Source organism: Paenibacillus aurantius (assembly GCF_032268605.1).
GTDB classification, from domain to species: Bacteria; Bacillota; Bacilli; order Paenibacillales; family NBRC-103111; genus Paenibacillus_AO; species Paenibacillus_AO aurantius.
In genome coordinates this window covers 6,111,702-6,131,461 of the sequence record NZ_CP130318.1, presented here as the reverse complement: position 1 = coordinate 6,131,461, position 19,760 = coordinate 6,111,702, and the positions used below count along the sequence as shown (strand labels likewise).

At 57.6% G+C, this 19,760-nt stretch carries 19 protein-coding genes; 14 read left to right on the top strand and 5 right to left on the bottom strand.

The features are described 5' to 3' along the window. Positions 1-113 precede the first annotated feature (113 nt). The 8 genes from MJA45_RS27775 to MJA45_RS27740 all read left to right on the top strand — a co-directional run bounded on the left by MJA45_RS27775 (position 114) and on the right by MJA45_RS27740 (position 8,827). Positions 114-374: a hypothetical protein gene (locus MJA45_RS27775; RefSeq protein ID WP_315605129.1), complete on the top strand. Its 261-nt coding sequence runs from the start codon at positions 114-116 to the stop codon at positions 372-374. Between the two features lie 354 nt (positions 375-728). Continuing rightward, positions 729-899: a hypothetical protein gene (locus MJA45_RS27770; RefSeq protein ID WP_315605128.1), complete on the top strand. Its 171-nt coding sequence runs from the start codon at positions 729-731 to the stop codon at positions 897-899. 311 nt (positions 900-1,210) lie between these two features. After that, a complete protein-coding gene (gene qoxA, locus MJA45_RS27765; protein ID WP_315605127.1) occupies positions 1,211-2,185 on the top strand; it encodes a cytochrome aa3 quinol oxidase subunit II in 975 nt (324 codons plus the stop codon). A gap of 19 nt (positions 2,186-2,204) precedes the next feature. After that, positions 2,205-4,166, top strand: coding sequence for a cbb3-type cytochrome c oxidase subunit I (locus MJA45_RS27760; RefSeq protein WP_315605126.1), 1,962 nt, complete (start codon positions 2,205-2,207; stop codon positions 4,164-4,166). Continuing rightward, positions 4,167-4,778, top strand: coding sequence for a cytochrome o ubiquinol oxidase subunit III (gene cyoC, locus MJA45_RS27755; RefSeq protein WP_315605125.1), 612 nt, complete (start codon positions 4,167-4,169; stop codon positions 4,776-4,778). Position 4,779: 1 nt separating this feature from the next. After that, positions 4,780-5,112: a cytochrome o ubiquinol oxidase subunit IV gene (gene cyoD / locus MJA45_RS27750; protein ID WP_315605124.1), complete on the top strand. Its 333-nt coding sequence runs from the start codon at positions 4,780-4,782 to the stop codon at positions 5,110-5,112. 363 nt (positions 5,113-5,475) lie between these two features. Further along, positions 5,476-7,023: an MDR family MFS transporter gene (locus MJA45_RS27745; protein WP_315605123.1), complete on the top strand. Its 1,548-nt coding sequence runs from the start codon at positions 5,476-5,478 to the stop codon at positions 7,021-7,023. Positions 7,024-7,468: 445 nt separating this feature from the next. Beyond that, positions 7,469-8,827: a dicarboxylate/amino acid:cation symporter gene (locus MJA45_RS27740; protein WP_315605122.1), complete on the top strand. Its 1,359-nt coding sequence runs from the start codon at positions 7,469-7,471 to the stop codon at positions 8,825-8,827. A gap of 124 nt (positions 8,828-8,951) precedes the next feature. Here the strand turns inward: MJA45_RS27740 and MJA45_RS27735 are convergent, their stop codons facing one another. Next, positions 8,952-9,677: a DUF421 domain-containing protein gene (locus MJA45_RS27735; RefSeq protein ID WP_315605121.1), complete on the bottom strand. Its 726-nt coding sequence runs from the start codon at positions 9,675-9,677 to the stop codon at positions 8,952-8,954. A 163-nt stretch (positions 9,678-9,840) separates the two neighbouring features. Here MJA45_RS27735 and MJA45_RS27730 point away from each other — a divergent pair, with 163 nt between their 5' ends. Together MJA45_RS27730 and MJA45_RS27725 are read left to right on the top strand one after the other, a co-directional pair. Further along, positions 9,841-10,017, top strand: coding sequence for a hypothetical protein (locus MJA45_RS27730; RefSeq protein WP_315605120.1), 177 nt, complete (start codon positions 9,841-9,843; stop codon positions 10,015-10,017). Next, a complete protein-coding gene (locus MJA45_RS27725) occupies positions 10,010-10,177 on the top strand; it encodes a hypothetical protein (RefSeq protein WP_315605119.1) in 168 nt (55 codons plus the stop codon). Before MJA45_RS27730 ends, MJA45_RS27725 begins: the two co-directional genes overlap by 8 nt. 358 nt (positions 10,178-10,535) lie before the next feature. Here MJA45_RS27725 and MJA45_RS27720 read toward each other — a convergent pair whose 3' ends face one another. The 4 genes from MJA45_RS27720 to MJA45_RS27705 all read right to left on the bottom strand — a co-directional run bounded on the left by MJA45_RS27720 (position 10,536) and on the right by MJA45_RS27705 (position 15,173). Continuing rightward, the gene (locus MJA45_RS27720; protein WP_315605118.1) at positions 10,536-11,984 is read right to left on the bottom strand and encodes a PstS family phosphate ABC transporter substrate-binding protein; all 1,449 of its coding nucleotides are present in this window, start codon (positions 11,982-11,984) and stop codon (positions 10,536-10,538) included. A gap of 131 nt (positions 11,985-12,115) precedes the next feature. After that, positions 12,116-14,419 (bottom strand): YcdB/YcdC domain-containing protein, encoded by a 2,304-nt coding sequence (locus MJA45_RS27715; protein WP_315605117.1) that lies wholly within the window; start codon positions 14,417-14,419, stop codon positions 12,116-12,118. Between the two features lie 353 nt (positions 14,420-14,772). Then, complete coding sequence (locus tag MJA45_RS27710; RefSeq protein WP_315605116.1) at positions 14,773-14,943, bottom strand: hypothetical protein; 171 nt, start codon at positions 14,941-14,943, stop codon at positions 14,773-14,775. 77 nt (positions 14,944-15,020) lie between these two features. Beyond that, on the bottom strand, positions 15,021-15,173 hold the full coding sequence (locus MJA45_RS27705; protein ID WP_315605115.1) for a hypothetical protein: 153 nt from the start codon (positions 15,171-15,173) through the stop codon (positions 15,021-15,023). A 115-nt stretch (positions 15,174-15,288) separates the two neighbouring features. On the opposite strand from MJA45_RS27705, the gene MJA45_RS27700 reads away from it, so the two are divergent. The 4 genes from MJA45_RS27700 to MJA45_RS27685 all read left to right on the top strand — a co-directional run bounded on the left by MJA45_RS27700 (position 15,289) and on the right by MJA45_RS27685 (position 19,725). Beyond that, entirely contained in the window at positions 15,289-16,605 is a 1,317-nt protein-coding gene (locus tag MJA45_RS27700) for a deoxyguanosinetriphosphate triphosphohydrolase family protein (RefSeq protein ID WP_315605114.1), read from the top strand. Between the two features lie 225 nt (positions 16,606-16,830). Further along, a complete protein-coding gene (locus MJA45_RS27695) occupies positions 16,831-17,331 on the top strand; it encodes a TRAP transporter small permease (RefSeq protein WP_315605113.1) in 501 nt (166 codons plus the stop codon). After that, positions 17,328-18,623 carry a TRAP transporter large permease gene (locus MJA45_RS27690; RefSeq protein WP_315605112.1) on the top strand — a complete coding sequence of 432 codons (1,296 nt, stop codon included), beginning with the start codon at positions 17,328-17,330 and terminating at the stop codon, positions 18,621-18,623. Before MJA45_RS27695 ends, MJA45_RS27690 begins: the two co-directional genes overlap by 4 nt. Positions 18,624-18,672: 49 nt before the next feature. Then, positions 18,673-19,725, top strand: coding sequence for a TRAP transporter substrate-binding protein (locus MJA45_RS27685; RefSeq protein WP_315605111.1), 1,053 nt, complete (start codon positions 18,673-18,675; stop codon positions 19,723-19,725). Positions 19,726-19,760 lie beyond the last annotated feature (35 nt).

Genomic DNA, 19,760 nt, shown 5'->3' with positions numbered 1-19,760 from the left:
GCCTCCCGGGAGATTTGTCTAAATCTTGATAAATAATTGAACAAAGTTTGAACGAAACGTGTCTTTTGTGTTACAATAAAGCCATCACTATTCAACGGAATGGAGTGTTGAAGATGGCACTTAGACAATATCCGGCCAAAACCATAGAGATCTCGAAGGAAAGCGGCGCTAAAGTAAACACGGCGATGACAGCGATTGCATGGGGTGTTCTGGCCGTAGGCGTGCTGCTCTGCCTGATGACGATCAGCGACTTCCGCGATACGAACCTGGGCCTTATGGTGGGCATCGGCTTCCTAATTGCGAGCGTGCAGATTTTTACGATCGGAACGATGATCCGCTGGGTCCATAACCGCAAGGTAGACGAGAAGGAATAACCGGATCTCCCCCATACGACCTTAACGGCCGGCCGTTCTAATGAACGGGCCGGTTTTTTGCCTTCTAAAGGAGAATGGATCGGAAAGGGCCGGAGAGGGGCCATCTTCCCTGCGGAAAGCCTATAGACTGGCTAATCGGGAATAGACCGGCGGCGGTCGGACCGAAGGGATACGCAGAGGAGGGGCCGCACAGAGGTAGCCCATCCAAGGGACGTATCGTTTTGTGCTTCGGGTGCATCCTAACGGAAGAGCCTGCAGAGCAGGAGCGGTGGTCTGGTCACGACAAGACCGGCCGGTCTGCCCGGGGCTAACCGATAAATAAGCCTCTAGAGCCGAGGCAGGATGGAGGGTCCCATGAAGCATCAGCTGGTCGAGCTCGTTCAGCAGCAAACCGGCATGTCCGCCGAGCAGTGCGAGGACGCCGTGAACATCATCATCAGCTATTTCCGCAACCGCCTGCCGGCCGAAACGGCCGAAGAGATCAACAACCTGGCGCGCGGTCACAACGACGGCGCTCTTTCGTAAGCCTAGAGCGTCAAGCCCCCTTAAGCCTGGCACCGGGAAACCGGCTGCCGGGTTTTTTTGTGTCCTAATTCCTTGTTGCGCGTGTGAGAAAGGTCATAGCGCAAAGGCCGTCCGGACGCTTTCCCGGCGGCTCCACGCCTTGTTTTTCCGGGACTTTGTGAAATTTAGAACATTTGTTGAACACTTTTCGTCGAAAAAGGAACAGAATGTTGACGTATTTGTTAACCGGGGTTCCCGCGCGAGCCGCATCTGGTATGCTGAATAAGAAATTAGACGATACGTTTCTAGAGGTTTATAGAGAGGGTGGAATTATGGGCAAAACCAAATGGCTGAGCCGCCTTAAAGTGCTCTTGACCGCCGCCATGACCATGGTGCTGCTGTCCGGCTGCTCTGACAAATTCATCGTCCTCGACCCGAAGGGGCCGGTGGCCGAGACGCAGCAAAAGCTTATTATCATCTCCGTCATTCTCTGCGCGATTGTCGTGATCCCGGTTCTGGCGCTTCTCGCCTTTATCGTATACCGGTACCGGGATACGCCGGACAACAAGTCTCCTTACAAGCCGGACTGGCACGACAGCAAGCTGTTGGAGACGATCTGGTGGGGCATTCCCATCATCATTATCGGGATTCTCGGCGCCTACACGGTGCGGGATACGTACGCACTCGCGAAGCCCAAGGTAGCGGCGGACACGAAGCCACTGGTCATCCAGGTGACGTCTCTCGACTGGAAATGGCTGTTTACCTATCCCGACCAGAAGATCGCAACCGTCAACTACGTGCAGATTCCAGCAGGTGTTCCGGTGCACTTCCAGATGACGTCCGATGCTCCGATGAACTCCTTCTGGGTTCCTCAGCTCGGCGGTCAGGCGTACACGATGCCGGGCATGGCCATGCAGCTGTGGCTGCAGGCGGACCAGCCGGGTGAATACTACGGCACCGGCGCGAACTTCAGCGGCAAGGAATTCGCCCACATGAGGTTCCAGGTGGAAGCGAAGCCGCAGGCCGAGTTCAACGAATGGGCCAAGGGAATCGCCAGCGGTCCGAACGCCGCTCTGACGAAGGAAGGCTACCAGGAGCTGGCCAAGCCGGGCTCGGTCGAGAAGCCGGTCTTCTACTCTTCCTATCCTCCGGAGCTATTTGATGAGATCGTCGACAAGAACGGTGGCTCGTACATGGAGCATGGAGGAAACCCGCATAAAGCCGGGGAGCCGGAAGCCGGGAAATCCGAAGGAACAACCGGTGGCGGCAGCAATCACGATATGTCCCATATGAATATGGGCAAGTAGAAAGGAAGGGAGGAATCCCATGCTGGATAAAATCAAAGATTTCGCCTCCACGTTCTTCGTGACCGGCGACCCGCTCATCTACGGCGCGGACGTTTCCATTGCGCTGACGATGATTGCCATTCTCTTTGTTCTTACCTATTACAAGAAATGGGGCTGGCTCTGGAAAGAGTGGCTGACCACCGTTGACCATAAAAAGATCGGGATCATGTACCTGATCTCCTCTCTTCTCATGCTGTTCCGCGGCGGGGTGGACGCGCTGCTCATGCGCGCCCAGCTGGCGCTGCCGAACGTGGAATTCCTGAACGCCGAGCACTACAACGCGGTCTTCACGACGCACGGCACGATCATGATTCTCTTCATGGCGATGCCGATGATGTTCGCGCTCTTCAACATGGTCGTGCCGCTTCAGCTTGGCGCGCGTGACGTTGCCTATCCGTTTCTTAACGCACTCAGCTTCTGGCTCTTCTTCATGGGTGCGATGCTGTTCAATCTGTCCTTCGTCATCGGCGGCTCGCCGGATGCCGGCTGGCTCAGCTATCCGCCTCTTTCCGAAATGTCGAGCTCGCCCGGCGTAGGCCAGAACTTCTATATCTGGGGCATCCAGATCTCCGGGATCGGGTCGCTGGCGACAGGAATCAACTTCATGGTGACCATCCTCAAGATGCGCGCACCGGGCATGAAAATGATGAAAATGCCGCTGTTCTCCTGGTCGGTTCTGTCGAGCTGCGTCATGATCATCTTCGCGTTCCCGATCCTGACCGTTACCCTGGCGCTTCTGTTCCTCGACCGGTTCCTGGGCGCCCACTTCTTTACGCTTGACGGCGGCGGCAACCCGATGATGTACGTCAACCTCATCTGGATGTGGGGTCACCCTGAGGTGTACATCGTCGTCATTCCGGCCTTCGGGATCTTCTCCGAGATCGTCAGCGTCTTCTCTAAGAAGAAAGTATTCGGCTACAAATCCATGGTGTTCTCCATGATGCTCATATCGGTTCTGTCGTTCTTTACCTGGGTCCATCACTTCTTTACGATGGGCGCCGGCGCGGACGTCAACGCGTTCTTCGCCATCTCGACGATGGCCATCGGGATCCCGACCGGGGTCAAGGTGTTCAACTGGCTGTTTACAATGTTCCGTGGACGGATACAGATGAAGCAGCCGATGCTTTGGACGCTTGCTTTTATCCCGTGCTTCGTCGTGGGCGGGGCGACCGGGGTCATGCTGGCCGTGGCTCCGGCGGATTACCAGTACCACAACAGCTACTTCCTGATCGCTCACTTCCACCAGGTGCTGATCGGCGGCGTTGTGTTCGGCTACCTGGCAGGGATTTACTACTGGTGGCCTAAGCTGTTCGGCTTCAAGCTCGACGAGCGTCTCGGTAAATGGGCGTTCTGGCTGTGGAACATCGGCTTCTACCTGTGCTTCATGCCGCAGTATGCTCTCGGCTTCATGGGAATGACCCGCCGCGTGTACACCTACGGGTGGGACATGGGCTGGGCCCCTTACAACATCGTCTCCACCGTGGGGGCGTTTATGATGGGGATCGGGTTCATCTTCCAGGTATGGCAGATCAGCTACAGCATCAAGAAGGGCGACCGCGACCTGACGGGCGATACGTGGGGCGGCCGCACGCTCGAATGGTCGATTCCTTCGCCTCCTCCGGTGTACAACTTCGCCGTTGTGCCGGAAGTGAAGGAGCAGGACGCTTGGTGGGATATGAAGGAGAAGGGCTTGGATAAAATCCGTCCGGATCACTATGAACCGATTCATATGCCCAAAAACTCGTCCATTCCGTTCATCATGTCCGTCTTCTGGTTCGTGGCCGGCTTCGGCTTCGTCTTCGGCTGGATGTGGATGGCCGTGCCCGGCATGATCGGCGTCTTCGGATGCCTCATCGCCCGCTCCTTCTCGTACGACACCGACTACTATATCCCGGCCGAAGAGGTCCGTGAGACCGAATTGGCGCTAAGGGGGAATGTATAAATGGCACAAACAGCCGCAGCGGGACATGCCGATCATGGGCATGACCACCACGAGGACCACGAAGGCCTGAAGGTATTGGGCTTCTGGATCTTCCTCGTCACCGACTGTATTCTGTTCGGAACCCTGTTCGCGACCTATATGGTTCTCCGTACGCATTATGACGGCGGACCGACAGGCGCTGAGCTCTTCGAAATGCCCGGGGTCATCGCCGAGACGTTCATTCTGCTCACGAGCTCGTTCACAAGCGGGCTCGCGACACTCGCGATGCACCAAGGCAAAGTCAAAAGCCTGATCAACTGGCTCATCGTGACCGCCGTGCTCGGCGCCGCCTTTATCGGGCTTGAGGTGAACGAGTTCATCAACCTGGCGCACGAAGGCGCCACGATTTCCCGCAGTGCCTTCCTGTCGGCCTTCTTCACGCTGGTCGGCACGCACGGGCTTCACGTCTCGATCGGCCTCGGCTGGATGGTCGGCCTCATGTTTCAGCTGAAGCGCCGCGGCATTACGGCCGTGACGAAGCGCAAGGTCACCACCGTTTCCTTGTACTGGCACTTCCTGGACGTCATCTGGATCTTCCTGCTGACCGTCGTTTACTTGATGGGGGTGATGTAGCATGGCACAGCCAACCCAGGGGCATGACGCCCACGGCCACGAGGCCCACGGCTCGCTCAAGCAGTATGTGATCGGGTTTCTGCTATCGATCGTCCTGACGATCATTCCTATCGTGCTCGTCATGAACCATGTGTTCGAGAAAACGGCGACTATCGTCATCATCATGGTGCTGGCGGTTATGCAGTTCCTCATTCAGCTGGTCTTCTTCATGCACTTGAGGGAAGGGGAGAAGCCGCGGTACAACGTCATGGCCCTCATCCTTGGGGTCTTCATCGTCTTCGTTATCGTGGCGGGCTCCATGTGGATCATGGGCTTCAATTCGATGGTTCAGTAACCCCGGAGCCTATCCGGTTGAAATAAAAAAGATTCCGAATCCCCTGACAGGGTCTGTCAGGGGATTTTTTATATACTGGGTCATGGGATAAGGAGAACAAGATCCTCACGATTAGGGCTTTCGGGTCCGAAGAAAAGAAGAGAGCGGAGGAAAGGATGGAGGATAGGAAAGAATGATTCTTTACAGTGTAACAATGTTATGTTACACTCATTTTTATCAGTTACTACAATGGATGGAGAGAGTAACCGATTATTACCTGAATCCGTTTATAAGGCGAAGCGCCTTACCCGAATATAGTCAGGAATCCGCATCATGGCAGGGACGGCTAAACAGGGAACACCACACAATAGGAGGTTTGAAAGCATGGCTTATGCCGCAGCCGCAACCAAAACAAACAAAATGGGCATCGTCCTAGCCGGACTGTTGCTCGGCATTCTGATGGCGTCCATGGACAATACGATTGTCGCCACCGCGATGGGGACGATCGTAGGAGAGCTGGGAGGACTGGATAAGTTCGTCTGGGTGACCTCGGCTTATATGGTCGCCGAAATGGCCGGCATGCCGATCTTCGGCAAGCTGTCGGATATGTATGGAAGGAAAAGGTTTTACGTTTTCGGGATTATTCTCTTTATGCTGGGCTCCGCACTTTGCGGGACCGCTAACTCTATCGTCGAGCTGAGCCTGTACCGCGCCATTCAAGGGATCGGAGCCGGGGCGCTCGTTCCGGTTGCTTTTACGATTATGTTCGACGTGGTGCCCGTAGAACAGCGGGGCAAGCTGGGCGGCTTGTTCGGAGCGGTCTTCGGGATGTCCAGTATTTTTGGACCGCTGCTCGGCGCTTATATCACGGATTACATCAACTGGAAGTGGGTTTTCTACATCAACCTGCCGCTTGGGATCATCGCTTTCTTCATGATCGCCTTCTTCTACACGGAATCTCATGAGCATTCCAAGCAGAGAATCGACTGGTGGGGCGCCGTTACGCTTGTCGGGGCTGTCGTCTGCCTCATGTTCGCGCTGGAGCTCGGCGGCAAGACCTATGCTTGGGACTCCGGTCAAATTATCGGATTGTTCGCCGGGTTTGCCGTGCTCGTCTTCGCTTTCATTTTCGCGGAGCGGCGGGCGGAGGAGCCGATCATCACGTTCGGAATGTTCCGCAACCGTCTGTTCTCCTCGAGCACCTTGGTAGGGATGTTCGGGGGAGCGGCCTTTGTCACCGCTTCGGTCTATATCCCTATCTATATCCAGGGGGTGCTGGGCGGCAGTGCGACCAACTCCGGACTGGTGCTGCTTCCCATGATGCTTGGCTCCGTCGTATCGGCCACGGGCGGCGGGTTCCTGCTGAACAAGTTCTCCTTCCGTTCGATCATGATTCCGTTCACGGCCGTTTTCGTCATCGGGACCCTGCTCCTGACTACGCTCACGACGGATACGAGCCGCTTCACGGTAACCCTCTATATGATCATTGTCGGGGTGGGCATCGGGGCGTCTTTCTCCGTTCTTAGCAACGCCGCCATCCATACGTTCAGCGCTTACCAACGCGGTTCGGCGAGCGCCACCTTGAACTTCGTCCGCTCGCTCGGCATGACGCTCGGCATTACGATCTTCGGCATTCTGCAAAGCCACGTCTTTACCCGCAAAATGACCGAGGCCATGGCCGGCCTGGGCCAAGGCCAAGGCGCCCCGGGGGGCCTCGAATCGCTCGACCCCCGGGCCCTCCTGACCGAAAAGGCGCGTGCGACTATTCCCGGGCCGGTGCTGGAGAAGATCACGGCTGCGCTGTCGTCGTCCATCTCGTACACGTTCCTGTGGGCGCTTGTTCCGGCCGTACTGGCTCTGCTGTTTACCTTTACGATGGGCAAGGCGAAGCTCGATCCCAGTGCCGAGCATAGCGGGGCGGTCGGCCACTAACAAGGGCTGTTCCGCTTAGCCAGCCCCAAGCAAGGCCTCCTGCCGGATTACGGCGGGAGGCTTTTTTTTGTAAGGGGAAGCCGTTACTCTTGGTTGAAGGGCCTGCCCGGGTTCCTACTCATGGAGGCGCCGGTTAGCGTTTCCCCTGTTGCTTGTTCTGTGCGGCGGGAGTGCCACATACGTTGTAGTAAAGCTGGCAAAAGACCCTGTCCCGGCAAGGGAAAGCGGTTAAACGGCGAGGGGAAGGGGTTATCCGCCAAAGGGGAGGTGGACGGCTGTTGCGCAACATAATCCTTAGGTAATCAGATCAACACCCGCGGATAAGGTACTAGCCAATACTTGCATGCTTCGACATTTTCAGAAAAGCATTGACATCGGATGTTAGCCGCAGTATATTCTCTTATATAAAATCCTACTAAACGGGTGGGGAAAGAAGGGGAATAGCTTGAAAGAAAACAATTTGTTAACGGCGATTCAGACCAACTGGGTCAGCCTGCTGGTGTCCCTGGTCGTCATCGGCTTCTTATACTTCCTGGCGAGGAAGCGGGTCAATTTCGGCTACCGGGTGCTGCTGGCGCTGGGCCTTGGCCTGGTGGCGGGCATCATCTTCAACTCCTTTAAGCTCAATGCCACGAGCGTAAGCACCATCGGCTCCATTTACGTCAACCTGATCAAAATGCTCGTGATGCCGCTGGTGGCGGTTCTCGTCATCAGCAGCATTACCTCGATCTCGAGCCTTGGCCATCTGCGCAAAATCGGCGCCAAGACGATCGCGCTGTTCCTGATCACGACCGGAATCGCGGCTCTGATCGGGCTGCTCGTCGCCGTCGCCATCGATCCGGGAAGCGGCATCTCGCAGTCGGTTCCGAAGGATTTTAAAGCGCGGGCCATTCCGACATTCTCGCAGGTTATTCTCGATCTCGTTCCGACCAACCCGATCGGCGATATGGCCGCGGGCAAGGTGGTTCCGGTTCTCATCTTTGCGATTTTCATTGGGGTGGCCATCGTTCACTTGGGCTCGAGAAAGCCTGATGCCGTCCAGCCGGTGAAGAACTTCATCGATTCCTTCTCCCAGGTCATGCACCAGGTGACGAAGTACATCATCCGGTTGACCCCTTATGGCGTCTATGCCCTGATTGCGGCCATGGCGGCCAAGTACGGGCTGGAAACGCTGAAGCCGCTGCTCAGCATCATCGTGGCAACATATGTCGCGCTGCTGATTCATTTCATCGTGACGTTCGGCGGGCTGGTTACCTTCGTCGCCCGCGTCAACCCGATCAAGTTCTTCCGCAAGGCGTACCCGACGATTGCCGTCGCGTTCACGACGCGTTCGAGCTATGCGACGCTTCCGGTTAACTTGGAGGTCATCACGAAGCGCATCCGGGTATCCCCGCGGATCGCTAGCTTCGTCGCTCCGCTTGGCGCAACCATGAACATGAACGGATGCGGAGGGGTGTGGCCGGCGATCGTGGCCGTCTTCGTGGCCCGGGTCTACAACATTCCGCTCGGCATTTCCGAGTACATCCTTATCGTTCTCGTGAGCATGATCTCGTCCATCGGGGTAGCCGGCGTACCGGGGCCCGCTTCCATCTCAACCACCGTCGTGCTGACGGCGCTCGGGCTTCCGCTCGAAGGGCTCGGCCTGGTGCTCGCCATTGACGCGGTCGTCGATATGGGACGGACCGCCGTTAACGCCACGGGCACGACCGTCTGCTCCCTGCTCGTCGCCGATTCCGAAGGCGAATTCGACCGCGAAGCTTTCAACCGCGACGAAGAAGATGCGCTGGAGCTCGATGCCGCTTAATCGGGTCGAACCGAAGCGAGTGCATCAAGCTTGGAATTGATAAGCATAAGAAAGAGGCTGGAGTGATTCATTTCCAGCCTCTTTCTCATGGTACGCCAGCTTGTCCCTGCCCGATGACAAGGCGTTAGATCCGGTTCGCCTGCTCCGGGTTCTCTCCGCGGAGCTCCCGGAACAGGCGGCCGCTCGAATCCCCAGCCTCCGACGGTTCGGCCGGCTGCGGGGAGCTGGGGGAGCCCTTCTTCTCCTGCAGGGAGGAGGAATTCGCCGCCGCGGCGTGAGGCCGGGGAGCCGCAGAAGTCAGGGGCCCGTTCTGCCCGGCGAGGCTTCCCCCGAAACGTTCCCCGAGCAGGGACGTGAGATACTCGCGCTCCGCCTCCAGGAGCTTTTCGAGCTCCTCGACGGTGACCGGCCTCGCTTGGCGGTACAGCTCGTACCCGAGCTGGCCGTTGATTTCGATGGCCGCGGTCCGGACGTCTGCGATAGAGGCGATGCTTTTCTCCCGAAGCTTGGCTTCGAGCTGGTCCACGGAGAGGCGCAGCCGCTTCAGGTTGCCTTTCAGCAGCCGGCCGTCTCGGATGACGAGGGTGGAGCGGCCGATGAGCCATTTTTCCACAAGGTTGAGCTTAAGGGCCAAGTATTGGATCGCCATCAGCAGGACGACGAAGAGGACCAGCGTGATGGTGATTTTCCAAAAGCCGTGAGCCGACACCGCTTCCCCGATCACCGAGGCGATGGCGAGAAGGGTGATGATTTCCAGACCGGTCATTTCGGAAACCGTCTTCTTCCCCGATAAGCGCTGCAGCACGAACCCGATGAACAGAATAAGCAGCGCCTGCCAAATATAAGCCATTCCCGTTACCTCCCACCGGCCAAGTTTCCTTAGTTTGGATTGCCGGATGGCCGCTTATACCTTTCTTTAGTTATATAGCCCTTATGGACAAGGCGAGGGCAGGAATAACTTCCTTCTTTCCGGTAAAAAGTAAAAGGCAGACCAATGCCAAAGGAGGAACGACATGGACGCGGACAAGCGGAGCAAGCCCATAACGAAGGATTCCACTCCGATGGAAGCCGAGAACCAGGACATGGCCTTCGTGGAGCAGACCATGGCCAAAGCCGAGGAGAAGAACCTCATCCGGGGCCCTTACCGGAATGACCACCCAAGCGGGAAGGGAGAGGACGCCGATGAGTAACAGCCACGAGCCAAAAGCCCCCCGGCCGGCCGAGGAGCCGGAAGACCGCATCTCCACCGAGCATCCGTTTCGGCTGAAGAAAGAGCCGCAGGTCGTACTGGACGGCGACACGGCGGTAAATGCGGCGAACAGCGAGATGATGGAGGAGAAGGAGTTCTAACCTAATGAATCGTCTTATTGCTAATCGCGCCATCCTGGGCGGATTTGGAATCTAACGAACCCTGGTATTGCTATTAGGCCGGTTGGAAGGAAAAAGGGCGACCCTTTTCCGGAATAGCATCTCTAGGGTTCGTTAGCAACGGGCAACTGCCTAAAAAGACCCAATAACGACCGGAGGATTCGTTAGACGGCGGTTGGGCCTGCTAGACATTTTGCATATGTATTGATGGAAGTTCATCCTATGGAGGATGAACTTTTTTCAATTCAACTCTTGGTTGAGAATGGACTGTCACAACTCAACAAAGAAGACATAGTCCTATGGATCGGGATAGTCGACCACCATCACGACTCTGGGGCCATCACGGCCCCTCCGTCTCCACCGGAACATAGCCGCCTCGCTCTACCGTACGCCGGCCCTCCGGGGTTTGCAGCCATTCCAGCACCCGGGATACCGGGGATTCGGCGGGCTCTCCTTCCCGGGTGACGGCATAGAGCACGGCCGTGAAGGGATAACGGCCGGACGCGATACTGGCCGGGTTCGGCTCCACGCCGTCCACGGCCAGAAGCTTGATGCTCTCCTGCTTATGCATCTGGGTGGCGTAATAGTAGAACGAGTAGCCGAGGGAGCCCAGGGAATTGCGGTAATCGGCGACGGCATCGATCAAGCCTCCCATGCCGTCGATCTTCCTCGCAGAGAGAGGAGTCGCCAGGGGCGTATCCTTCATGACGTTCTGCACCATGAAGGTTTGGCTTCCCGAATTCTCTTTCCGCTGGTACGCGATGATGCGTTCCTCCTCTCCCCCGACCTCTTTCCAATTCAACGTTTTCTCCGAATAGATGGCCCGGATTTGATCGGAAGTCAGCCCGTTAACCGGATTGTCCTCATGCACGAGGAAGACGAAGGCATCCCTCCCGACGGGCGTCAGCTTGAGCTTGACGCCGGCGCTTTCCGCCTGCCTCTGTTCCTGCTCCGACGGGCCGGCTGCGAAGATCAGGTCGGCCTTTCCTTCGATCAGCCGGACATACGCCTCGTGCGTCGTGTGGAACTGGACGCGCTTGGCGGCCCCCGGCCGGTGAAGGCCGGTCAGCTTATGAAGAAGCTCCCGCCCGAAAGGAATGGCCGCCGTAGCCCCGTCTACGCGCGGGTAGTCCGACAGGGCGAAGGGGCTGTTCCGGGGCAGGGCCAAGGAAGCCAGGAAGCCGATGGCGAGCAGCGCCGGCAGGATGGCGGCGACCGCGGAGGCTTGCCCGCGGCTGACCCTGCGGCGTATGGCGGGGGAGAGGACCAGGCCCGCATAGGCGGCCAGGAAGGGAACGCTGGCCAGGAGCAGGGCCAGCTCGTTCATGTGAGTGGAATCCGGATAGTAGACAGGGAGGGCCTCATACAGAGGCAGGGCCCAAGCCGTCAGGCCCTTGAACCAGATCCACCTTAGGCCTGCCATTACGGATCCCGGCTCACTGTCCCCCCGGGACCCGAGCCACCAGCTTGCCAGGACGAGCAGAACGGGCGGGAGAACGACCAGCCAGGCAAGCCGCCGATCAACCGGGGAACGGTGGGAGGAGACGGCCGCTCCCCCCAGAAAGAAGGCCGAACCCGCCAGAGCCAGCAGCAGCAGCAGCGCAAGCAGGATCGAGAGATCGCCGGCGTTCACCTCCGTGATCAAAGGGGCCAGATTCAACCCGAGCACGCCAAAAACAAGCATAAAGCCTCCATAAAGGAGGCTGAACGTAACCGATTTGGCCAGCGCCTGGGAAACGAGGGACGGTTCCCCGGAGGTAGGGGACTCCAAGACAGGATGATCCTTCATTGTCGATACTCCTTGTATTATCTCCCCTATCAGGACCACTAAGGGCTTGCGAACGGAATCGTTCAGCAAGCCCTGCTTAATGGCCGATACGGGGGCATTGACGGTTGTTCCCGCCTGGAAGAAGGAGCAGTTTACCGGAGAGGAGAACGGTCCGTCAGGCCGGCCCGCTTCTCCAGGTAGCGGTGGAACGCCACGGCCGCCTGGGCCCGCGTGACTTCCCGTCCCGGCTCGAAGCTGCCGTCGTCCCCCGGGCTCATGATCCCCAGGCTCGTGACGATCGCCACTTGGCCCTTATGGGTAATGGCTCCGGCGTCGCTGACCTTCAGGTTGAAGAGGTCCGGCTGATCCGCCAGGTTGTTGTACCCGAGAGCGCGGACGAGCAGCACGGCCAGATCCTCGCGGCTGATTCGGCTTTCCGGGTCGAAGGTGCCGGTTCCCCGGTCGATCAGCTTGGCCTCGAGCGCCGCCTCGACATAAGGGTAGAAGGTGGAGCCGTTCGCCACATCCTTGAAGCTCGCCGAGCGGGCGGTGTCATACATGCCGGCGTACGTATCTCCGCCGCGGATGGCGATCATAAGCATTTTGATCATTTCCCCGCGGGTGATGCTCTGGTCGGGCGTCACCTTGCCGTCTTCCGTGTCAATGGCGTCGTAATCGAGCATCAGCCGAAGCTCCCGCTCCGCCCAGTGGCCGTCGATGTCCGAGGCGGCGGGCTTGCCCGGAGTGGTGACTTGGCCGCTCTCCCGCTTCTTCCATTCGCCCGTCACGGCATCCAAGAAGAGGTTCGGGCTGGCGTCCGTCGGCACGAGACGGTAGACGAGCCGCGCGGAGGGAGCCGGGTCCGGCTTGCCTCCTTCCTTCAGGATGATATATTCGGTGGCCGGAACGAAATACTGCAGCTCCAGCCGATAGCGGGACAAGAGCCGCTCCTCAGCCTTCTCCTCTCCCATGACCTTCGGAATGTCCGACGGATAGGCGATGGTGGAGAAGTTGCTCCAGAAGCCCGCCAGCCCGCCGGTTTGACCGTCAAACTGGACGCTGGCGCCTTCGGATTCGGTCGCCACCCCGTTAACCACCCGCTTGAACGGAACGTAGGCGTAAGGGGTTCCTTTGGGGGAAGGCTCATAAGAGAAGACGGCTTCATCGACAGCCAGCTGGTCCGCGTAATGAGGCAGAACCTTTTTCACAAAATCGATGGCTGCGGCGCGAAGGGAATCCTTGTCGGGAAGCTTGGCTTCCTCCGGCTTGGCCGCCTCGCTGTCCAACGGGCGAATGCCGTTGTTGTAATTCATGAGATCCCCGTTCGACGCGTTCACGGAGGCAGACAGGTAAGCTCCGCCCTTGGCATCACTGCCTGACTTCCAGGAGAAATTCCACGTCGGTACGCTTGACCCGTTCTTGGTCCGGAAGTTTTCGGAGAACGACGCGTTCTGAAGCTCGGCATCGGCCGGAATCGGCACCAAGGCCTTCACCCGGTCAATGGCTTGCTCCTTGGTCAGCATCTGGCCTTCCGCCGGCTTCTCCGCCAGAGGCTTGTCGGAAATCGTCTTCAAAGCGGCGGCTTGGACGGGGGCGCCTTTTTCCCCGATGAGCTCCCCGGTCTTGGCATCCAGCAGGTTATAGGGATTGAACGTATAGGCCAAATAAGGAGGCCGGTCGTCCTCGTCTTTATAGGGGATGGGGGACAAATATTGGAGCAGCGGCTTCATCCCTTTGCGGTAAGCTTCATCCGCGTTCTTCTGGGAAATAGCGGGAGGAAGCGCCTGGAAGGAAACCGACGGGTTCCACCGTCTCTCGTAGCCCACCAGCTGGCCGTTGCCGTTGATCTGGAACGTCAGGCTGTCATGAGGAAAGGGAATGCCGTTTACCTGACGGTCAAAGCGGATCGGGTAGCGGATTTCTCCATTCAGAGGGGGTCTGTAATCTCTCTCGAAGTCCCCATTGTAGACCACCTGATCCTTTTCTTCGGGATTCAGCTTGGCCAGAAATCCCTCCGCCAGCTCCTTGGCCTGCTGCAGATTGACTTTAGGAGGGTAGGTTCGGGCCTCCCACTCGCTTCCCCCTTTGTTGAAGGAGATCAGGCGCCCGTTATCCGCATTCAAGGTGACGGAGATGCTTCCCATCATTTGCTCGCCGGACCGCTTCTCGTAATAAAGGTTCCACACGCCGGTTTCGGTTTGAACGAGATAGGATTGGGACTCGTACCGGATGTTCTGCAGCTTGAAGCCTTCTTCCATGGTCACGGCCTGGGAAGCGAGCCGGATGGCCTCCTCTTTGGTAATTTTCGCTTGGGAGGGATCGCCTGCCGGTTCCCCCGCTTTGCTGCTCACGGTTGAGGCCGAATTGGCGGCATCATTCGCATAGACGGACGGGAGGGAAGAGAGCAGAAAGGCGGTAGACAGCACGAATACAGCCGAGGTTTTCTTAAACGACATCAAACAGCCTCCTAGTCACCATAAGGATTAGGGTTACAACCATTGAAACGAGCTTAGGAGGAAAAAGGTTGCAGATTAAGGAAGCGGATGGTAAAAAAGTTTTGGCCCCCCCCGGACCGCAGGGACACAAAAAAACCGCCGAGGCGGTTCGGCGGGCGCGGGTGGTGCCGGCATAGGATATAGCAGCGAATATGTAGGGTACGGCAGAGGACGGCTGAGCGTCAAACGTTCCACGGGAAACATTTTTCCGGCGCGGCTACAGCCCTTATCCCTTGGTCGGGCCTTCTCCGTCCGTGTTGTTACAGATCCCCTTATGATTTTCGTGGGCATTCAAAGGTTTCCCGCCAACCAAGTTAGGTGGCCTGCTTCTCCAGAACGGAGTTCTTAAGCCGCTGAAGCTCTTCCCGGCGGGTTTTGGCATTGAGGCGTCCGCTTACATTGTTGGTCTTCTTATACTGATCCTCCAGCGACCTCAATTCCTCGATCCGGCGGTTGATTTGTTCCATGGAAACCATAGGCTCCATCCTTCCATCTCCTCTCTCTGATCCTATATTTATAAGACGGCATGAAACGGAAAAAAGTTACAAAAATGCACTAAAATTTAAACGGCAAAAATTGGAGTTGGCCAGCATGAAGCATGGAGAAAGAAGAGGGTGCCGTTTTCTTTTTCTATAGACGAAGGGAAGGCGGGTTCCCCCTGCACGACCGGTAAAATCTTTTCTTTTTCCGTAAAGAGAAAAGGCTTGACCGCCATGCGGCTTGCCGTGATGAAACGGGCTTTTCGGGGGTAAGCTTCTTATGGTACAATTTTCGAACTATCTCCTCATGTGAGTAAAGGTAACGTAGATAGAGAAGGGCAGGAAATCATCATGGATTTGCGCAAAATGAGGCTGGATGAACCGAACAGTGTCACCTTCAGCGAAGAGAGGGAAGAGTATGAGCGGGACTACGCCCGGCTCATCCAGTCTCCGGCCTTCCGGCGGCTGCAGGGGAAATCGCAGGTGTTCGGGGCGGGATCCGGCGACTATTACCGCACACGGCTCACCCACTCCCTCGAGGTATCGCAAATTGCCCGGGAGGCGGCCCGGCGCCTGGGGAAGCAGTATCCCTTCCTGAGCCGGCGGACCCACCCCGGCCTGGTGATCCATCCGGAGGTGGTCGAGTGCGCTTCGCTTGCCCATGACCTCGGCCATCCGCCGTTTGGGCACCGCGGGGAAGAGGTGTTGAACCGCCTCCTGATGGAGCAGTACGGAATGAAATACGAGGGCAACGCCCAGAATTACCGGATTCTGATGTTTCTCGAGAAGCGGGCTGGAAGCGACAGCGGCCTGGACCTGACCGCCGCGGTTCTGCTCGCGATCAACAAGTATCCCTTCTCGCTCGAGGAGCCGGACCGGCTGAAGGGAGTGTACGGGCCGGAGTGGGAAGAGATCGGGGAGCTGCGCCGGCTCTGGAAGATGCCGGAGGGCTGCTCGACGCTGGAGGCCCAGCTGATGGACCTGTGCGACGATATCGCCTATTCCACGCACGACATTGAGGACGGCATCCGAGCCGGCAAGATTCAGATGAACCGCACTTTCTTCGAGGATGACTGGCTGGCCGACCATCTCGTGCTGGAGATCGTGAACGATCAAGGCAACTCCGAGGTGGGCTGGGACCAAGTGGACATCAAGGAGAGGGTCTGGACCGTGCTCGCCGCTTATCTCAAGCAGTGGGAGGAAATCTATGCCCTGTGCGGCAACGAGACCTCCCGCGCCCGCCGGGAGATGAAGGCACGCTGGGTCAGCATGTTCGCGGCCCGCGTGGGAATCATCGACGACCCCGTGAAGGGGTGGAAGAAGGTCACCTTCGTCCGGGACGGCCAGCAGGACTACGACCTGCTGCGGACGATGGAAATCTTGAAGAAGCTGGCTTGGGTGACGCTTATCAAGGATTTTCGCGTCCAGCGCCTCCAGCTGCGCAGCGAGATCATGATCCGCCGGCTGTGGGACAGCTTCATTGTGCCGGAAACGGGACGGCTCATTCTGCCGCCCGACTGGCTGCAGAATTACGAGCGCCACAGCGGCGAATGGCCGTGGCCCCGCTTTGTGGCGGACTACCTGTCCGGAATGACGGACGCCTACGCCGAGAAGGTATACGCCGAGCTGTTCGCGAGCAAATCCGGCTCCATCTATGAGATGGATTGAGGAGAACCGGATAAGGCACAAGGTCGAGGGCTGCCCTGGGGGCAGTCCTTTTTGAGTTGGACGGTACCGGATTCGTGCGGCCATCCATCAGGGTGATTAGGGGGAAGGGACCTAAAAAAAAGACAAAAAAACCTAAAACGACCTCCATTATCAAATGGGTTGAAAGCCTTTACACTAAGAAATGTAAGCGTTACCCACTATAAAAATAGGAGGGGCATAGAGGCAGTGAAGTCATTAAAACAAGTCGCTCTTTGGATCGACAGCTTCTTTGAGAACCTGGCCTTGGTCGCTCTCGCATCCATGACGGTCATTGTCACGATTCAAGTTCTGACCCGAAAGCTGTTCAACCACGTTTTCTTCTGGTCGGAGGAGGTGACGCTCCTGCTGATGGTCTGGTTTACGTTCATGGGGATCGCCATCGGGTTCCGCGAGAAGCTGCACATGGCGATGGACAGCGTCACGAAATTTTTCCCGGCCGGCGTCAATAAGGTGCTGGATAAGGTCATCAACGTGTGCATCTTCCTGTTCGGGCTGTATCTGCTGAAGAACGGATGGGATTTCACGGTGTTGATGGCGGACTCGAAGCTGCCCGCGACCCAGCTCTCGAACAGCGTTCAATATGCCGTCATGCCGCTGACCGGCTTCATGATCTGCGTGTACTCCCTGCTGCAGTTCCTGGGCATCAATACCGTCCGGCACGAAGGAATGGAGGAGGGAAGCGAATGATCAACACAGCCGCCATTGTCATTCTCGTCGTCACGTTCGTGGTTCTTCTCATCCTGCGGTTCCCTATCTCCATCACGCTGGCGGGCTCCGCGCTCATTACCCTGATGTATTTGCAGGTCCCTTGGGTGGTCGTCGGACAGCGGATGATTCAGGGTATCAACTCGTACTCGCTTCTGACGATCCCGTTCTTCATTCTCGCCGGCCAAATCATGAGCGCGGGCGGAATGGCGCTTCGCATCGTCAATTTCGCCCAGCTGTTCGTAGGAGCGGTCCGGGGCGGGCTCGCCCTCGTCAACTGCGTCGCCTGCATGTTCTTCGGGAACATCTCGGGCTCGGCGGTGGCCGACGTTTCGTCCATCGGCTCCGTGCTTATCCCGGCGATGAAAAAGAAAGGCTATGACGCCGATTACGCCGTCGCCGTCACCACCTCCGCTTCCATCCAGGGGGTAATCGTCCCGCCGAGCCATAACCTCGTGCTGTATTCCATCGCGGCGGGCGGGGTCTCGATCTCCTCCCTGTTTCTCGGCGGCATTGTCCCGGGACTATGCCTGCTCGTCACCCTGATGATCGTCTCTTACCTGATCGCCGTGAAGCGCGGCTATGCCAAGGGAGATCCAATCAAATGGTCGGATGTCCCGAAGATTGTCCGGGACGGCTTCCTGTCGCTGATGACCGGCGTCATCATTCTCGGAGGGATTCTGACCGGCTGGTTCACCGCGACGGAATCCGGAGCGATGGCCTGTGCGTATGCGTTCATCCTGACGTTCTTCGTTTACCGGGACGTTCCGCTGAGCGGCTTCTACCTGATCCTGAAACGCACGCTGCGCACGGTGGCTATGGTTTTGTTCCTGATCGCCGCGTCGGATGCCTTCGGCTGGGTGCTCGCGTATCTCCAGATTCCCGCTCTCGTTACGGATTTATTCCTGAGCATTTCGGATAATCCTTATATTATCATGCTTCTCATTAACGTCCTGCTGCTCCTTCTCGGATTCCCTATGGATATGGCCCCCATGATTCTGATCATGACGCCGATCCTGCTGCCGGTCGTCACCTCGATGGGCATCGACCCGGTTCATTTCGGCATCATCATGATCCTGAACTGCGGGATCGGCTTGATCACTCCGCCGGTCGGCACCGTGCTGTTCGTCGGCTGCGCCATCGGACGGGTGACGGTCGATCAGGCAACCAAGGCCTCCTGGCCGTTTTTCCTCGCGATGTGCGGCGTTCTGCTGCTCTTGACCTACATGCCGGGAATCACGCTCTGGCTGCCGCATCTGTTCGCTGGCAAATAGCGGGCTTTACGCCTGCTGCCTATAAACCAAAGCAAAGGAGACAAGAACGATGGTAAAAAAATGGTGGTTGGGCACGACGACAGCCGTCCTGCTGGCGGGATTGACGCTGACGGGATGCGGGCTTGGCAATGGCAATGTACAGAAGCAGGGAGGAGCCGCGAGCCCGGCCGGCACCGGCCAGCCGGAGACGAAGAAAGCGAGCTTGACCTTCCGTCTCGCGGATACGCATCCTCCGGATTACCCGACCGTGCTCGGCGACAAGAAATTTGCGGAGCTCGTTAACCAGAAATCGAACGGCCGCATCAAGATCGACGTCTTTCCTTCCTCCCAGCTCGGAGAGGAGAAAGCGGTAGTCGAACAGGTTCAGCTCGGCGCCATTGAATTCACCCGGGTGAGCACCGGGGTGGTCGCCGACTTCAGCAAGCCGATGGGGGTCTTCTCCCTTCCTTATATCTTTGAGAACGAGGAGCATGAGTGGAAGTTCCTGACGAGCGCGGAAGGGACCAAGCTTCTGGACGGCTTGACTGCCTCCAAGTTCGTAGGTCTCGCGTACTTCGATTCGGGGGCGAGAAACTTCTACAGCCGCAAGCCGATGAAAGGACCGGAAGACATCAAGGGCCAGAAGATCCGTGTCATCCAGAACAAAATCAACATTGACCTGATCGGCGCCCTGGGCGGAAGCGCCACCCCGATGCCGTACGGCGACGTCTTCTCCTCTCTGCAGACCGGGGTCATCGATGCGGCGGAGAACAACTGGCCGAGCTACGATACGTCCAATCACTACACCGTGGCCAAGAACTATATTCTGGACGGCCACCAGCGGGTGCCGGAGGTGCTCATGATGAGCAAAGCCGCGTTCGACAAGCTGTCGGACGACGACAAGAAGATCATCAAGGAAGCCGCTCAGGAAGCCATCCCGTACCAGCGCGAGGAATGGAAGAAGTTCGAGAAGAAGTCCGAGGAGAAGGTTCGGGCGGCCGGGGTCACCATCACCGAAGTGAAGGATGTAAAGCCTTGGCAGGAGGCGGTCAAGCCGGTCATTGATAAATACCGGGCCGAGTACAAGGATGTGCTCGACGCTATCGACAAATACCGCAAATAAGCCTACTATGGAACCAAGGGGAGCCCGACAGCTCC

Bases quoted from the DNA above. Each gene is read 5' to 3' on its own strand.
- MJA45_RS27700 (WP_315605114.1), top strand. From the start codon at position 15,289: ATGGATTTGCGCAAAATGAGGCTGGATGAACCGAACAGTGTCACCTTC.
- MJA45_RS27690 (WP_315605112.1), top strand. From the start codon at position 17,328: ATGATCAACACAGCCGCCATTGTCATTCTCGTCGTCACGTTCGTGGTT.
- MJA45_RS27715 (WP_315605117.1), bottom strand. From the start codon at position 14,419: ATGTCGTTTAAGAAAACCTCGGCTGTATTCGTGCTGTCTACCGCCTTT.
- cyoC (WP_315605125.1), top strand. From the start codon at position 4,167: ATGGCACAAACAGCCGCAGCGGGACATGCCGATCATGGGCATGACCAC.
- cyoD (WP_315605124.1), top strand. From the start codon at position 4,780: ATGGCACAGCCAACCCAGGGGCATGACGCCCACGGCCACGAGGCCCAC.
- MJA45_RS27760 (WP_315605126.1), top strand. From the start codon at position 2,205: ATGCTGGATAAAATCAAAGATTTCGCCTCCACGTTCTTCGTGACCGGC.
- MJA45_RS27770 (WP_315605128.1), top strand. From the start codon at position 729: ATGAAGCATCAGCTGGTCGAGCTCGTTCAGCAGCAAACCGGCATGTCC.
- MJA45_RS27725 (WP_315605119.1), top strand. From the start codon at position 10,010: ATGAGTAACAGCCACGAGCCAAAAGCCCCCCGGCCGGCCGAGGAGCCG.
- MJA45_RS27685 (WP_315605111.1), top strand. From the start codon at position 18,673: ATGGTAAAAAAATGGTGGTTGGGCACGACGACAGCCGTCCTGCTGGCG.
- MJA45_RS27730 (WP_315605120.1), top strand. From the start codon at position 9,841: ATGGACGCGGACAAGCGGAGCAAGCCCATAACGAAGGATTCCACTCCG.
- MJA45_RS27710 (WP_315605116.1), bottom strand. From the start codon at position 14,943: ATGGAGCCTATGGTTTCCATGGAACAAATCAACCGCCGGATCGAGGAA.
- MJA45_RS27775 (WP_315605129.1), top strand. From the start codon at position 114: ATGGCACTTAGACAATATCCGGCCAAAACCATAGAGATCTCGAAGGAA.
- MJA45_RS27705 (WP_315605115.1), bottom strand. From the start codon at position 15,173: ATGGCGGTCAAGCCTTTTCTCTTTACGGAAAAAGAAAAGATTTTACCG.
- MJA45_RS27720 (WP_315605118.1), bottom strand. From the start codon at position 11,984: ATGAAGGATCATCCTGTCTTGGAGTCCCCTACCTCCGGGGAACCGTCC.
- MJA45_RS27745 (WP_315605123.1), top strand. From the start codon at position 5,476: ATGGCTTATGCCGCAGCCGCAACCAAAACAAACAAAATGGGCATCGTC.
- MJA45_RS27735 (WP_315605121.1), bottom strand. From the start codon at position 9,677: ATGGCTTATATTTGGCAGGCGCTGCTTATTCTGTTCATCGGGTTCGTG.
- qoxA (WP_315605127.1), top strand. From the start codon at position 1,211: ATGGGCAAAACCAAATGGCTGAGCCGCCTTAAAGTGCTCTTGACCGCC.